This window comes from Streptomyces sp. NBRC 110035 (assembly GCF_000829695.1).
In the GTDB taxonomy this organism is placed as follows: domain Bacteria; phylum Actinomycetota; class Actinomycetes; order Streptomycetales; family Streptomycetaceae; genus Streptomyces.
Window position 1 is genome coordinate 214,564 of sequence record NZ_BBNN01000027.1, and the last position, 12,571, is coordinate 227,134.

The 12,571-nt window shown below is 70.8% G+C and carries 14 protein-coding genes; 6 read left to right on the forward strand and 8 right to left on the reverse strand.

Annotated features, from left to right (window positions below; translation table 11 throughout):
• Nucleotides 1–6: 6 nt before the first annotated feature.
• From TU30_RS17930 to TU30_RS17955, 6 genes are all read left to right on the forward strand, one after another.
• Nucleotides 7–594 carry a hypothetical protein gene (locus TU30_RS17930; protein WP_042171170.1) on the forward strand — a complete coding sequence of 196 codons (588 nt, stop codon included), beginning with the start codon at nt 7–9 and terminating at the stop codon, nt 592–594.
• Entirely contained in the window at nt 591–1,667 is a 1,077-nt protein-coding gene (locus TU30_RS17935) for a DUF1565 domain-containing protein (RefSeq protein WP_052479842.1), read from the forward strand. The genes TU30_RS17930 and TU30_RS17935 overlap by 4 nt, the downstream gene beginning before the upstream one ends.
• A 48-nt stretch (nt 1,668–1,715) precedes the next feature.
• Nucleotides 1,716–2,495, forward strand: a complete 780-nt coding sequence (locus TU30_RS17940) for a polysaccharide lyase family 7 protein (protein ID WP_042171172.1) — start codon at nt 1,716–1,718, stop codon at nt 2,493–2,495.
• Between the two features lie 247 nt (nt 2,496–2,742).
• Nucleotides 2,743–3,420 (forward strand): bifunctional 4-hydroxy-2-oxoglutarate aldolase/2-dehydro-3-deoxy-phosphogluconate aldolase, encoded by a 678-nt coding sequence (locus TU30_RS17945; RefSeq protein ID WP_042171175.1) that lies wholly within the window; start codon nt 2,743–2,745, stop codon nt 3,418–3,420.
• Complete coding sequence (locus TU30_RS17950) at nt 3,417–4,397, forward strand: sugar kinase (protein WP_042171177.1); 981 nt, start codon at nt 3,417–3,419, stop codon at nt 4,395–4,397. The genes TU30_RS17945 and TU30_RS17950 overlap by 4 nt, the downstream gene beginning before the upstream one ends.
• A 54-nt stretch (nt 4,398–4,451) precedes the next feature.
• Nucleotides 4,452–5,081 (forward strand): GNAT family N-acetyltransferase, encoded by a 630-nt coding sequence (locus TU30_RS17955; RefSeq protein ID WP_042171180.1) that lies wholly within the window; start codon nt 4,452–4,454, stop codon nt 5,079–5,081.
• 280 nt (nt 5,082–5,361) lie between these two features.
• Here the strand turns inward: TU30_RS17955 and TU30_RS17960 are convergent, their stop codons facing one another.
• The 8 genes from TU30_RS17960 to TU30_RS17995 form a co-directional block, all read right to left on the reverse strand.
• Complete coding sequence (locus TU30_RS17960; RefSeq protein WP_042171182.1) at nt 5,362–6,147, reverse strand: ABC transporter permease; 786 nt, start codon at nt 6,145–6,147, stop codon at nt 5,362–5,364.
• Nucleotides 6,144–7,136: an ATP-binding cassette domain-containing protein gene (locus TU30_RS17965; protein WP_234307895.1), complete on the reverse strand. Its 993-nt coding sequence runs from the start codon at nt 7,134–7,136 to the stop codon at nt 6,144–6,146. Before TU30_RS17965 ends, TU30_RS17960 begins: the two co-directional genes overlap by 4 nt.
• Nucleotides 7,137–7,192: 56 nt before the next feature.
• Nucleotides 7,193–8,035, reverse strand: a complete 843-nt coding sequence (locus TU30_RS17970; protein WP_042171187.1) for a DUF4097 family beta strand repeat-containing protein — start codon at nt 8,033–8,035, stop codon at nt 7,193–7,195.
• Nucleotides 8,036–8,116: 81 nt separating this feature from the next.
• Nucleotides 8,117–8,629, reverse strand: coding sequence for a toxin-antitoxin system HicB family antitoxin (locus tag TU30_RS17975; protein WP_042171190.1), 513 nt, complete (start codon nt 8,627–8,629; stop codon nt 8,117–8,119).
• Between the two features lie 355 nt (nt 8,630–8,984).
• A complete protein-coding gene (locus tag TU30_RS17980; protein ID WP_042171193.1) occupies nt 8,985–10,145 on the reverse strand; it encodes an acyl-CoA dehydrogenase family protein in 1,161 nt (386 codons plus the stop codon).
• Nucleotides 10,146–10,168: 23 nt separating this feature from the next.
• Nucleotides 10,169–11,299: a zinc-binding dehydrogenase gene (locus tag TU30_RS17985; protein WP_042171195.1), complete on the reverse strand. Its 1,131-nt coding sequence runs from the start codon at nt 11,297–11,299 to the stop codon at nt 10,169–10,171.
• 81 nt (nt 11,300–11,380) lie between these two features.
• Nucleotides 11,381–12,319: a ketoacyl-ACP synthase III gene (locus tag TU30_RS17990; RefSeq protein ID WP_042171197.1), complete on the reverse strand. Its 939-nt coding sequence runs from the start codon at nt 12,317–12,319 to the stop codon at nt 11,381–11,383.
• The gene (locus TU30_RS17995) at nt 12,316–12,564 is read right to left on the reverse strand and encodes a phosphopantetheine-binding protein (protein WP_042171200.1); all 249 of its coding nucleotides are present in this window, start codon (nt 12,562–12,564) and stop codon (nt 12,316–12,318) included. Before TU30_RS17995 ends, TU30_RS17990 begins: the two co-directional genes overlap by 4 nt.
• Between the last annotated feature and the right edge of the window lie 7 nt (nt 12,565–12,571).

Consider the following 12,571-nt stretch of genomic DNA (forward strand, 5'->3'; position numbering starts at 1 on the left):
CACACCATGAAGGGCTGGGAGCGAGGTGCACTGCGCGCCATGGAGTTCGTCGCGCAGCCGGCGCTCGCGGGCGCGGCGTTCTGCCTGCTGGCACTCGGCGTCGTCACCTGGCTCCCGGCCCTGGCCGCCGCGGCGGTCGCGTTGCAGGACTGGCGCGGGGACGGCGGTGGGCGACCGTTCACCAAAACTCTGCGTGCCTTCCCGCGCTGCTGGCGCGTCCTGTGGAAGGACGCCCTCGCGGCCAGCGCCCTGATCGCCCTCCTGGCGACGAACTCCCTCTTCCTGCTGGGCCGGGCAAGTCCGGCCGCCTGGACCCTGCTTCCCGTCCAGCTCGCCCTGCTGGCCGCTCTGGCGGTCTACGCGCTGTCACTCGCCGCCTCGGCCGCGGTCGGCACCGAAGACGGGTTCCGCCGCCGGGCGGCCGTCCTCGCCTTCGCCTCGCCGCGACGCAGCCTGGTTCTGCTGCTCGCCCTGGTGCTCGTGCCGCCGGCGATGCTGCCCGTTCCCTTCGGCCCCCTGCTGCTCGGGCCCACCGTCCCGCTCCTCCTGGCTCTGTCCCTGTACGCACCCCTGACTCCGAGGAAACCAGCATGAGACTCATCCGGTACATCGCGTCGGCTGCCGCCCTGTTAGCCGTGACAGGGACGACCGCGCCCGCGGCGTCCGCCGCCGCGCCCCGGGGCGGACACGACATCTACGTGTCGCCACGCGGCAGCGACACCAACCCCGGCACCCGCCGGGCTCCCTTCGCCGGCATCCAGCAGGCCCTGGACGTGGCAGGGCCCGGGTCGACCGTGCACCTGGCACCGGGGCGCTACCTGCAGGACTTCGTCAGCCGGAGCCCCGACGTCACCCTCACCGGGCCCTCCTCCGCTGTGGTCCAGGGATCCGGTGAGGGTCGTGCCATCGGGGAGATCCAGCACGACCGCGTCCGGCTGACGGGATTCACCATCGACGGCCTGATTGGTGATGCCGGCGAGAAAACCGGCTATCGTAAGAAGCTCTTGTATGTCATGAGCCTGACACCTGGAGACGGTGTCGACGGCCTGCGCATCACCCGGATGACCTTCCGCAACGCCGGCGAGGAGTGCGTACGGCTGCGCTACCTGGTCACCGGCGCCGAGGTCGCCCACAACCGGATCACCGGATGCGGGGTGTGGGACTTCCGCTTCGCCGACGGCGGCAAGGTCGGCGAGGGCATCTACCTGGGGACGGCGCCCGAGCAGCAGGGTATGAACGGTGCTCCCGACGACCGGCCGGACGTGAGCCGGGACAACTGGATCCACCACAACACGATCGACACCCAGGGCAACGAGTGCGTGGACATCAAGGAGAACTCCACCGCGAACCTCGTCGAGAGCAACGACTGCACAGGCCAGCTGGACCCCAACTCCGCGGGTCTGGACGCGCGCGGCAGCGGCAACACGTTCCGGGCCAACCGCTCGTACGGCAACGTCGGTGCCGGGGTCCGGGTCGGTGGTGACACCCCCACGGACGGCACCGGCAACAACATCGAGGGCAACGTCCTCCTCTCCAACTCTGCGGGGGGCATCAAGTTCCAGGCCACCCCGCAGGGCCGGGTGTGCGGAAACACCCTGGCCGACAACACCGGCGGCGACGCGACGGGCACGTACGGCAACGAGTACGAGCCGTCGCGTCCCTGCTGACCGCAGAAGAAGACACTCGACACAACCCCACGAATGAGGGAAAAAGACATGAGTATCACCCGCAAGCGCACTCTCGCCACCACAGGCGTGGCCGCGCTCTCCGCCCTGGCCGCCCTGACCCTCCCGCTCGTCACGGGCGGCACCGCCGTCGCCGCCGCCCCGTGCGACTATCCCGCCCAGCAGCTCAACCTGACCAACTGGAAGGTCACCCTGCCGACCGGTTCGAGCGGCTCGCCCACCGAGGTCAAGCAGCCCGCGCTCGCCACCTACTCGGCCAGCCCCTGGTTCACCGTGAACTCCAAGTGCAGCGGCGTCCAGTTCCGGTCGGCGGTCAACGCCGTCACGACGCCCAACTCCAGCTACGGGCGCGCCGAGCTGCGTGAGATGGCCGACAACGGCACCAGCAACGCCTCCTGGTCGGCCACCTCCGGCACCCACACCCTGACCTTCAGGGAGGCGTTCAACAAGCTCCCCAACGACAAGGACCACGTCGTCGGAGCCCAGATCCACGACGGCGACGACGACGTCACCGTCTTCCGCCTCGAAGGCACCAGCCTCTACATCACCAAGGGTGACACCACCCACCACAAGCTGGTGACCAGCAACTACAAGCTGAACACGGTCTTCGAGGGCAAGTTCGTCGTCAGCGGCGGCCAGATCAAGGTGTACTACAACGGCGTCCTCCAGACGACCATCGCGCACACCGCGTCCGGGAACTACTTCAAGGCCGGGGCGTACACCCAGGCCAACTGCGGCAACTCCTCCCCGTGCAGCAGCTCCAACTACGGGCAGGTGAGCCTCTACAAGCTCCAGGTCACCCACAACTGAGAGACGGGGCGGTGCCGGGCCTCGGACTAGGAGGCCCGGCACCTCCCGGCACGGTACAACGAGCGGACCCGGTCTCCCACGCCGCCCGCCCGTCCGGGAGCGGTCGCTCCCGGACGGGCTTCCCCGCGGCCGGCGGGGCGCGGCCTCCTGACGGCCCCCTCCGCCACTGCACACCATCCGCGATCGGCCGCGCGCGGGCCGGTCCCCGAAGCGAAGCATCCACTCCAGAACAGGACATGAAGCGGAAATGACCAGTGCCGACGACCCGGCGCCCGCACGGCCGGAATGCCCGATCACCGCGGAGATCACCTCCCGCGGTCTGATCGCGATCCTGCGCGCCCCCACCGCCGAGCACTTCCCGGCGATCGCCGACACGCTGCTCGACGCAGGGATCCACGCGATCGAGATCACCCTCACCACTCACGGCGCCCTGCAGTGCATCCGCGAGCTCACGGCCGCCTACGGCCGGCAGGCGCTCATCGGTGCGGGGACCGTCCTGACCGCCGGCCAGGCGCGGAGCTGCGTCGATGCCGGTGCCCGCTTCCTGGTCTCGCCCGTCGCGGCGCCCGAGGTCGTTCGAACGGCCCGCGCCGCGGGCGTGGCCGCCTACCCCGGTGCGCTCACACCCACCGAGATCCACGCCGCCGGCCGTACCGGCGCGCCCGCTGTGAAACTCTTTCCCGCCTCGGCCGTCTCGCCCCGGTACGTCTCGGACCTGAGCGGTCCGCTTCCCGGCGTCCCCCTCATCCCCACCGGCGGCATCTCCCTGACCGGTATCCCGGCATGGACCGCGGCCGGAGTCGCCGCCGTGGGCCTGGGCACGCCCCTGATCGGCACGGCGGCGACGGAGGGCGTCGACGACCGCCTCGCGGCCCGCTGCCGACAGGCCCTCGCGGCCGTCTCCGAAGGCAGGGCCGCCCGATGACACGCTCCCCGGCCACCCCCGCACAGCGGGACGACGGCGGCCTGCTCACCTTTGGCGAGACGATGGGCCTGATCACCGCGACGACGATCGGCACCCTGGAGTACGCACGCGACTTCACCTTCGGTATCGGCGGTGCCGAGAGCAACGTGGCCATCGGCGCCGCGCGCCTCGGGGCCCCGGTCACCTGGATCGGCCGGGTGGGGAGCGACGCGGCCGGAGATCTCGTCGGACGCCGCCTCAGGGCGGAAGGCGTCCGGACCATGGCGGTCCGGGACCCCTCGTTCACCGGGCTCATGGTCCGCCACCACCGTGCCGCCACCGTGGTCCACGTCGACTACCACCGTGCCGGATCGGCCGGCTCCCGCCTCACCTCACGCGACATCCCGGTCGACACGGTCCGCCGGGCCGCGATCCTGCATCTCACCGGCATCACCCCGGCCCTCAGCCCCTCCGCCCGCCAGGCAGCCCGGGACGCGGTCGCCGCGGCGAAGGCGAACGGCGTACGCGTCAGCATCGACGTGAACCACCGCAGCAAGCTCTGGGACGCGGACACCGCCCGCCGCGAGCTGCGCCGGTTCGTCGCGGAGGCCGACATCGTCTTCGCCGGGATCGAGGAAGCCCAGCTCGTCCTCGGTTCAGTAGCGGACGATCCCGAACCCCTGGCCGTGGCCCTGGCGGCGACGGGGCCGGGCGAGGCCGTCGTGAAGACCGGTGCCCGGGGATGCACCGCTCACATCGACGGCGCGATCCACGAGGAACCGGCACTGTCCGTCCCCGTCGTCGACACCGTCGGGGCCGGCGACGCGTTCGTGGCCGGATACCTGGCGGAACATCTGCGAGGAGCCGGCCCCGTCCAAAGGCTCCGGACAGCATGCGCCATGGGCGCCTACGCCGTGTCCGTCCCCGGCGACTGCGAACTGCTCCCGACCCGCGGCGAACTGGAGACCTTTCTGAGGACCGGAGACATCCTGCGATGAGCGGATGCCCGTGAAACCGAGCACCCGCTCGGCTCCCGCCGAGACGATCAGCCCATGAGCCGACGCCCGGTGACTCTGCACCGGATCGTGTTCACCGACTGGCAGGCCGTTCACGCGTGGGCCGGCCTCCCCGACGCCTGCCGCTTCCAGCCCTGGGGGCCGAACACCGAGGAGCAGACCCGTGATTTCGTGAGGGCCTCGGTCGAAGCCTGGGCACACGAACCGCCGCGGAGGCTGGCCCACGTGGCGCGCGTCGGGAACGCCGTCGTCGGTATGGGGGTGTTGCATGTCCGCAGTCACACACAGCGCCAGGGTGAGATCTCCTACGTCGTGCACCCGGGGGTGTGGGGGCAGGGCATCGGCACGGAGATCGGGCGGTCGCTGCTCTCGCTGGGCTTCGACCGGTGGGGACTCCACCGGATCCGCGCCACGTGCGACCCCCGGAACCAGGGATCCTCCCGGGTGCTGACGAAGCTCGGCATGACGTACGAGGGGCGCCACCGGCACACGGCGTGGATCCGGGACGGATGGCGGGACAGCCTGGTGTTCGGCATCCTCGAAGAGGAATGGCGTGCCGGAACCCGGAGCGGTGCCGACGCCGGCGCGCAGCAGCCGCCTCCCCCTGCCCCGGGTACCGGGGGAACCTCAGTACGAGCCGAGTCGAAAGGTGGTGGCCCGCGATGAGCGGTGGACCTCCCAGTCGCGTGCGGCACGCTACCGCCCGCACGAGGTCCTGAGCCGGTGCTCACGCACGGAGTCGACGGCACCCCACCGCAGCGTGACTACCGCCGCCCTGCACTGACCAAGAAGGTGGTGCGCTACGGGGAGGGAGGTGCGGCTGACGCCCACCGAGTGGCACCCGCGTGAGAATCTCGTCGAGGCCGTCGACGAACGGGCGCGCGCCGAGACGGTCCCGGCGCGCGCCACCGGGGGAAGGATCACGCTCGATCGTGGGTGCGGCCCGTTAGTTGGGGTCGCGCTCGAAGAGCGACTTCGACCAGAAGTAGCCGAGGGCGGACAGACCCACGCACCAGGCGATGGCAAGCCACCCGTTGTGACCGATCTCGGTTCCGAGGAGCAGTCCGCGCAGGGTCTCGATGGCGGGGGTGAAGGGCTGGTACTCGGCGATCGGCTGGAACCAGCCCGGCATGGTGTCGGCCGGGATGAAGGCGCTCGAGATGAGCGGCAGCAAGATCAACGGCATGGCCATGTTGCTGGCCGCCTCGGCGTTCGGACTGGCCAGCCCCATGCCGACCGCGATCCAGGTGAGCGCCAGGGCGAACAGCGCGAGCAGTCCGAACGCCGCCAGCCACTCCAGCACCGTCGCGTCGGTGGACCGGAAGCCGATGGCCGCGGCGACGGCCCCGACGAGGACCAGACTGATGAGCACCTGCAACACGCTGCCGATCACGTGCCCGATGAGCACCGAGCCTCGGTGGACCGCCATGGTGCGGAAGCGGGCGATGATGCCCTCGGACATGTCGGTGGAGACGGACACCGCGGCCCCGATGACGGTGCTGCCGATGGTCATCAGCAGGATGCCGGGAACGATGTAGGCAATGTACTCGGAGCGGTCGGCGCCGCCGATGCCCGCGCTCATCACGTCGCCGAAGATGTAGACGAAGAGCAGCAGCATCATGACGGGCGTGAGCAGCAGGTTCAGTGTCAGGGACGGATAGCGCCGGGCGTGCAGCAGATTGCGGCGCAACATCGTGTTCGAGTCGCGGACCACGAGGGACAGGGCGCTCATCGGGCAGCCTCCTTGTGCTTGTCGGTGCCGCCGGTCAGGGCGAAGAAGACGTCGTCGAGGTCGGGGGTGTGCACGGACAGCTCGTCCGACTCGATACCGGCCGAGTCCAGCCAGTCGAGAAGGGAGCGCAGTTCGCGCTGGGTGCCGTCGCTGGGGATGCGCAGGACCAGCGCGTCGTCGTCGCGGTTGGCCTCGTGCAGCGTGGCGACGGCGGTCTGGTAGGCCGCCGGGTCGGTGAAGCGGAGCCGGACGTGCCCGCCGGGGATGAGCCGCTTGAGCTCCTCGGCGCTTCCCTCGGCGGCGATCTTGCCGTTGTTCAGCACGGCGATGCGGTCGGCCAGTTCGTCGGCCTCCTCCAGGTACTGGGTGGTGAGGAAGACGGTGACGCCGTCGGCGAGCAGCTCGCGGATGATCTGCCACATGTTGTGCCGGGAGCGTGGGTCGAGGCCGGTGGTGGGTTCGTCGAGGAAGATGATCCGCGGGTCGCCCACCAGCGTCATCGCCAGGTCCAGACGGCGCTTCATACCGCCGGAGTAGGACGAGGCGGGCTTCTTCGCCGCGTCGGTGAGGTCGAAGCGCTCCAGCAGTTCCGCGGCGACGCGCCGGCCCTCCTGCCGGGGCAGATGCTGCAGGTCGGCCATGAGGAGCATGTTCTCCTCCCCGGTGATCAGGCCGTCGACGGCGGAGAACTGCCCGGTGACGCCGATCGCGGCGCGCACGGCCTGCGGCGCGGTGGCGATGTCGTGCCCGCCGACGCGCAGCTCACCCGCGTCGGCGGTGATGAGCGTGGAGAGGATCTTGACGGCGGTGGTCTTGCCCGCGCCGTTCGGCCCGAGCAGGGCGAACACGGACCCGGTCGGGATGTGCAGGTCGATGCCGTCGAGGACGGTCTTGTCACCGAAGGACTTGCGCAGCCCGACGGCCGAGATCGCGGCCGGGGGCGGCACACCCTCACCCTTCCTGGACGTGGGCATGACAGAAGAAGGCATGGAGCGCTCCCTTTCGGAGGCTTTCGTAACAGGGGATGAGCGGGGGCGGGTGGTGCTCAGGTCCGGGCGCGGCGGATGTCGATGTTGCCCCAGTTGGACCGTGCGTGGACCCGGACGGTCTCCTCGGCCTCCTCCGGCGCGTCGGAGGAGGACAGCGTGTTGCGCACCTGCCCGCGCTTGGAGCGGACGTCGAGCCAGGCGGCGGTGCCCTCACGGATGCCGACCTCGATCGGGCCGTTGGAGGTCTCCAGGTGAACGGTGCCGTGCGCGACATCGTTGACGCGGAGGTGGCCGTTGGTGGTGGTGCCGGTGACCGACGACTCGACACGCGCGATGTCGACGCCACCATTGACGCCGTTCACGCGCAGTTCGCCGGTCGCGGCGTCGACGGTGATGCTGCCGTGGGAGTTCTTCAGGACGGCGGGCCCGTCCACGACTCCGATGCGCAGGTGGCCGGAGTTGGTGGTGATCTCGGCCATGCCCTCGACCCGGTCCACGGTGATGGAGCCGTGCGCGGCGGACAGCTGGAGCGGTCCGGTCGTGTCGAGCCGGACGTCGCCGGCCGAGGTCTTGAGGCGGACCTCGCCCAGTCGGCCCTCGCCGAGCACCTCGGCACTGGCGCCGGAGACGTCGATGTGCGAGCCCGTGGGCAGTTCCACCGTCACGTCGACGGTGCCGGAACGCCCGACGAGGTTGGCCTTGGGGGTCTTGATGGTCAGAGTGCCGTTCGCATAGGAGACCTCGGTCTGCTGCACCACCCGCGCGTCCTGGTCGCGCTTGGGGTCGCGGGCCTCCACCGCGACGACGGTGTCGGTGCGGTCGCCGGCGGTGAACCTGATGGATCCGGAGTAGACGTGGGCCGTGACCGAGATGGGCTCGGGCGTGTCGAAAGAAGGCATGGCGGTACTGTCCTCGTGGGTCGTCGGGCCGCCCCGCTGGTGGGACGTGGTGTGGGTGGTGCGGTGCGGACGCGAGCGGGGCTAGCGCACCCAGCCCGTCAGGCTCTGTCCGACCGTGCGGGTTTTTTCCGTGGTGCGTATCGGGGTGCCGCCCTCGACCGCGCCGGCCACCGCCCGGACCAGCCAGGCGTTGACCGAGAGGCCCTCGCGGTTCGCCGCCTCCTCGGCACGCGCCTTGAGGTGGGCGGGCAGACGCAGGTTGATGCGGGCGGGGCCACCGCCCTCGCTGTCGGCCGGCACCGGTGCGACGGGTGCTTCGACGGTCTTGACCGGTTCGGTGGTGTCGTCGGCGGGCGGGGGTGTCACGACGAAGTCGGGCTCAAGACCGCGCAGCCGTACGTCGACCGAGCCGGGGGCGAGCTCACGCGTGATCTCGTCCATCGCGGCGGACAGGACGTTGAGCAGGGTCAGGCGGGTCGCCGACTCCAGCGGGGCAGTGAGACGCTCGGCGAGCTCGCGAGCTTCCTCCCCTCCGGCTTCGGCGGCCACCGCGAGTTCGCGGCGGAGGTTGTCGACATACGGGCTGAGGTCCATGCCGTTAGCATGGCACCACAATGGTGCCGCGTGCAAGCCTGAATGGCACTACAAGGGTGACAGGCCTCGGAACGAGTGCCCTTTCCGTGGTGCGGAAAGGCGCACGGCGCCCTGATGGCGCCACCCGGTGATGCGGGCGCTCCCGCGTGGGTGGCTCGCCGGGTGGCGTCGGATGGCGCCGCATGATGCCATCCGTGTCACCTCGTGACGTCAGAGCGGTACCGCGGGCCGGCGGCGGACCCGGCACGGTCGTGGAGGGGGCCGAAGAGGTGACGGACCGGTGCGATCGCGGGTCAGCGCGATCGCACCGGTCCAGGGTGCGACAGGGGCGACGAGTACCGTCCGGGCCCGCCGCTCACCGCCGCTTGCGGGCAGGAACCACGTAGCGGGCGTAGACGAGGTCCCGCACGATGTCCTCGCCGCCCTCGACGATGGCCACGTACCGCATGTCGCGGACCAGCTTGCCGATCGGATGGTCCTGCGTGTAGCCGAGACCGCCGAACAGCTCCGAGCCGGTCGACACCACCTCCCAGCCCGCCTGGCCGCAGAAGAGCTTGGCGGCCAGCGCGGAACGGAGCGTGCCGACCCGGTGCAGGCCGGTCCCCCCGTTCGCGGCCGTGACGAGCAGCTCGTCGAACTCCGCCGCGGCCGCCCGGCACTGGTTGCGCATCACGTCGATCAGCGTCTCCATCTGCCCGAGCTTCCCGGCGAACACGGCGTTCTCGGTGAGCGGGGCGCCCCTGAGTTCCTTGCCGGCCGCGTAGTCCATCGCCAGGTCCCGGACGCGCCTGGCGATGCCCACCGCGCAGGCGGCGATCAGGATGCGGCTCGCGTTCAGACTCGCCTCGAGGATGCGCAGGCCGCTGCCGTGGAGGCGGTGCGTGGCGGGAACGGCGCAATCGTCCAGACGCACCCGGTAGGTTCCGGCGCCCCGGACGCCCAGCAGGTCCCAGCGCTTGACGATCTCGACCCCGGGCGTGTCGCGCGGTACCGCGACGACGGCGAAGTCCGCTGCGTCGTCGGCGGACCGGGCGAGGACCAGCAGCAGTCCGGCCGCGTCGGTGTTGGTCGAGAAGTACTTCTCGCCGCTGAGCACCAGCCGGTCACCCTCCGTGCGGAAGGTGGTGGTAATCCTGACCAGCTCGCTGCCGGCCTCCTCCTCACTGCCGAGCACGGCGATCCGTCCGCCCTCGGTCACCAGCGACTCCAGGGCCGGGCGGGCCAGCTCCTCGCCGCCGAAGTGCTGCAGCATGACGCCGCCCAGGACCGGCAGGAAGGCGCCGAAGGCGAACCCGGCGTCACCGTAGGCGAGTTCCGACACGACGTCGACGCTGTCCGTCACGGACAGGCTCAGCCCTCCGTACTGCCGGGGCACCCACCAGTTGGCCAGCCCGAGGTCGTGCAGCCGGGCCGCCTCGGCCGTGGGCTGCTCTGGCAGACCGTCGAAGTGCTCGTCCTTCCCGGCCAGCTCGGCCGCGGCGAAGTCCCGTACCCGGGCGAGCAGTTCCGCTGTCATGGCATCTTCTCCCTTCGGGCCGGTCAGACCGGGTTCACGTGGTACATGGGGAAGTACGAGGTGATCCTGCCGTGGGCGTAGTCGTCTGCCAGTTCCGGCACCCGGTCGAAGTCGTAGACGACCTCCGAGCCCTTCGGCGCGATCCAGCCCTCGGCCTCCTGGAAGTCGCGGATGGCGGGCGATTCCTGCAGCTGCCACACGTGGGTGTTCACGAGGATGTGGCGGCTGATGGACTCGGCGCCCCGCAGATGGGTCAGGCGCATCCCCGCCTTCCAGCCGCAGGTGGTGACGACCCCCGCGCGGGCCAGCGAGGCCAGGGTGATGTCGTACAGGGGCTGGCCGATGTTGTCCACGAAGATCGCGACCCCGTGGCCGTCGCTCAGCTCGTCGACCAGCTCCCCGAACCTGCGCACCGAGTCCCGGCGCCGCTGGTGGCGTTCCCGGTCCGTGCGCTGCTCCCGGGTGGGCAGCGAGAGGTCGGGGAACAGGCGGCGGTCCACCGGGGTGATCCCGTTCTCCCGCAGGAAGGCGACACGCTCGTCCGAGCCCGCCGTCATCGCCACCCGGAACCCGGCACGCTTGGCCAGCAGCAGTTCGGCGAAGGCCACACCGCCGCCCCAGCCGAACACCAGGTGGTTCGCCGGGTCGTCGGCCACCTGGGTGTGCCAGCAGCCGTAGGCCTTGTGCCAGTTGTCCCAGGCCGTGTAGTAGCGCCCGTACGTGGCCCACTGGGCCAGCGAGTACGGGGTGCCGTCGGGGATGGGCAGCAGCACCCGCACGTCCATCTTCGACTGCTTGGCCAGCAGGCCGATGGTGTGCGGGGCGTCGTAGGCGTAGGCGAGTTCGGCGCAGCCGAAGCGGTCGAGCTTGCCGAACGGCATCAGCATGCACAGGTCTCCCTCGCGGACCGGGGTGTCCCGGCCGCCCGCGTTCACCTGGAGCACGCGTACCACTCCCATGTTGCCGACGACCACCACGTCCTCGCCGCGGCTGCTGCACACGTCGATCGGTGAACGGGCCAGCGCGTGGTCGACGTTGGCCTCCCAGGAGCCGAGGATCGGCTCCACCAGGGCCTCTCCCTCCTCCAAAGGGCCGAAGGTGAACACGTCGCGCCGCAGCGCGCTGCCGGGACTGCCGTCGTGAGGGCCGGTCATCGCGCCGGAGCGCAGGACCCAGGCATCGGGCGAGTAGATGACAACCTCCTGAGTTCGAGTACGGGTTCGGGACGGGCGCGGTCAGCGGGCCGCGGTGCCCGGCACCCGGTAGTCCACCGCGACCCCGCCCCACGCCTCGCCGGCGCCGTAGGCGACGGCTCCGAGCCGGCCCGAGGCGGGCAGGGAGCCGGAGTCCAGCTCCTCGGCGAAGGCAAGGGGGATGGAGGCGGACGACGTGTTGCCGGAGTGCTCGATCCGGTTCACGAAGGGCACGCCGAGATGGGTGGTGAAGCCGCGGACCTGCTCCAGGATGCGGCCGTTGGCCTGATGGCCGACCAGGACGGTCGGCGCCGGGCCGTGGTCGAAGAGGTACTGCGCGGACTCCGACATGCGGCGCACGGCCCGGTCGTACACCTGCATGCCGTCCAGGTGGATGCCGCCCTCACCGGTCTCCCGCATGAGTGCCTCCTGCGAGCCGTCGCAGCCGGCGACCTGCCGGAAGGGCGCGAACGGTGCGCGGTCCTCCAGCAGGACGGCCGCGGCGCCGTCGGCGAAGATGCACGCCGTCTGCCGGTCCGTGCGGTCCACCAGCCGGGACATGGCCTCCACCGAGCACACCAGAACCGACCGCGCCCGTCCGGACTCGCAGAGCGAGAGCCCGGTGACCAGTCCGTAGACGAACCCGCAGCAGGCCGCGTTCATGTCGAAGGCCAGCACCGCGGAGTCGAGGCCGGCCTGTCGTGCCACCTGCTGCGCGATGCCCGGGACGCGCTGGCGCACGGAGGTGCTGACGACGACCAGGGCGCCGATCGGCGAGGGGTCGGACAGCCGGGTCACGATCGGCGCGCACGCCTCCGCGGCGACGTCCGCCAGCGGCGTCCCGTCCGGCAGCCACGAGCGGGACGCGATGCCGCTGCGGCGCCGGATCCACTCGTCGGTGAGGCCGATCGACGCGAAGTCGTCGTTGGTGACCGTCCGTCCGGGCTTGGCCGTGGCGACATCGACGATGCCGGCGCTCACTGCCCGTTCGCCAGCTTCACGAAATAGCTGCTGAAGTCGTCCAGGAAGGCGAAGGCCGCGGTCTCCTGCAGGTCACCCTTGACCTGGAGTTCACGCTCCAGCTGCTGGTGCAGCTCGACCAGGTCGAGGGAGTCGAGGTCGAGGTCGGCGACCGGCCGGGTGAGGTCGTCGGGCCCCAGCGCCGGGTCGCGCTCGCGCAGTTTGGCCAGCATCGTGTCCGCGATACGGTTCTCGATGTCACTCATGCTCGTT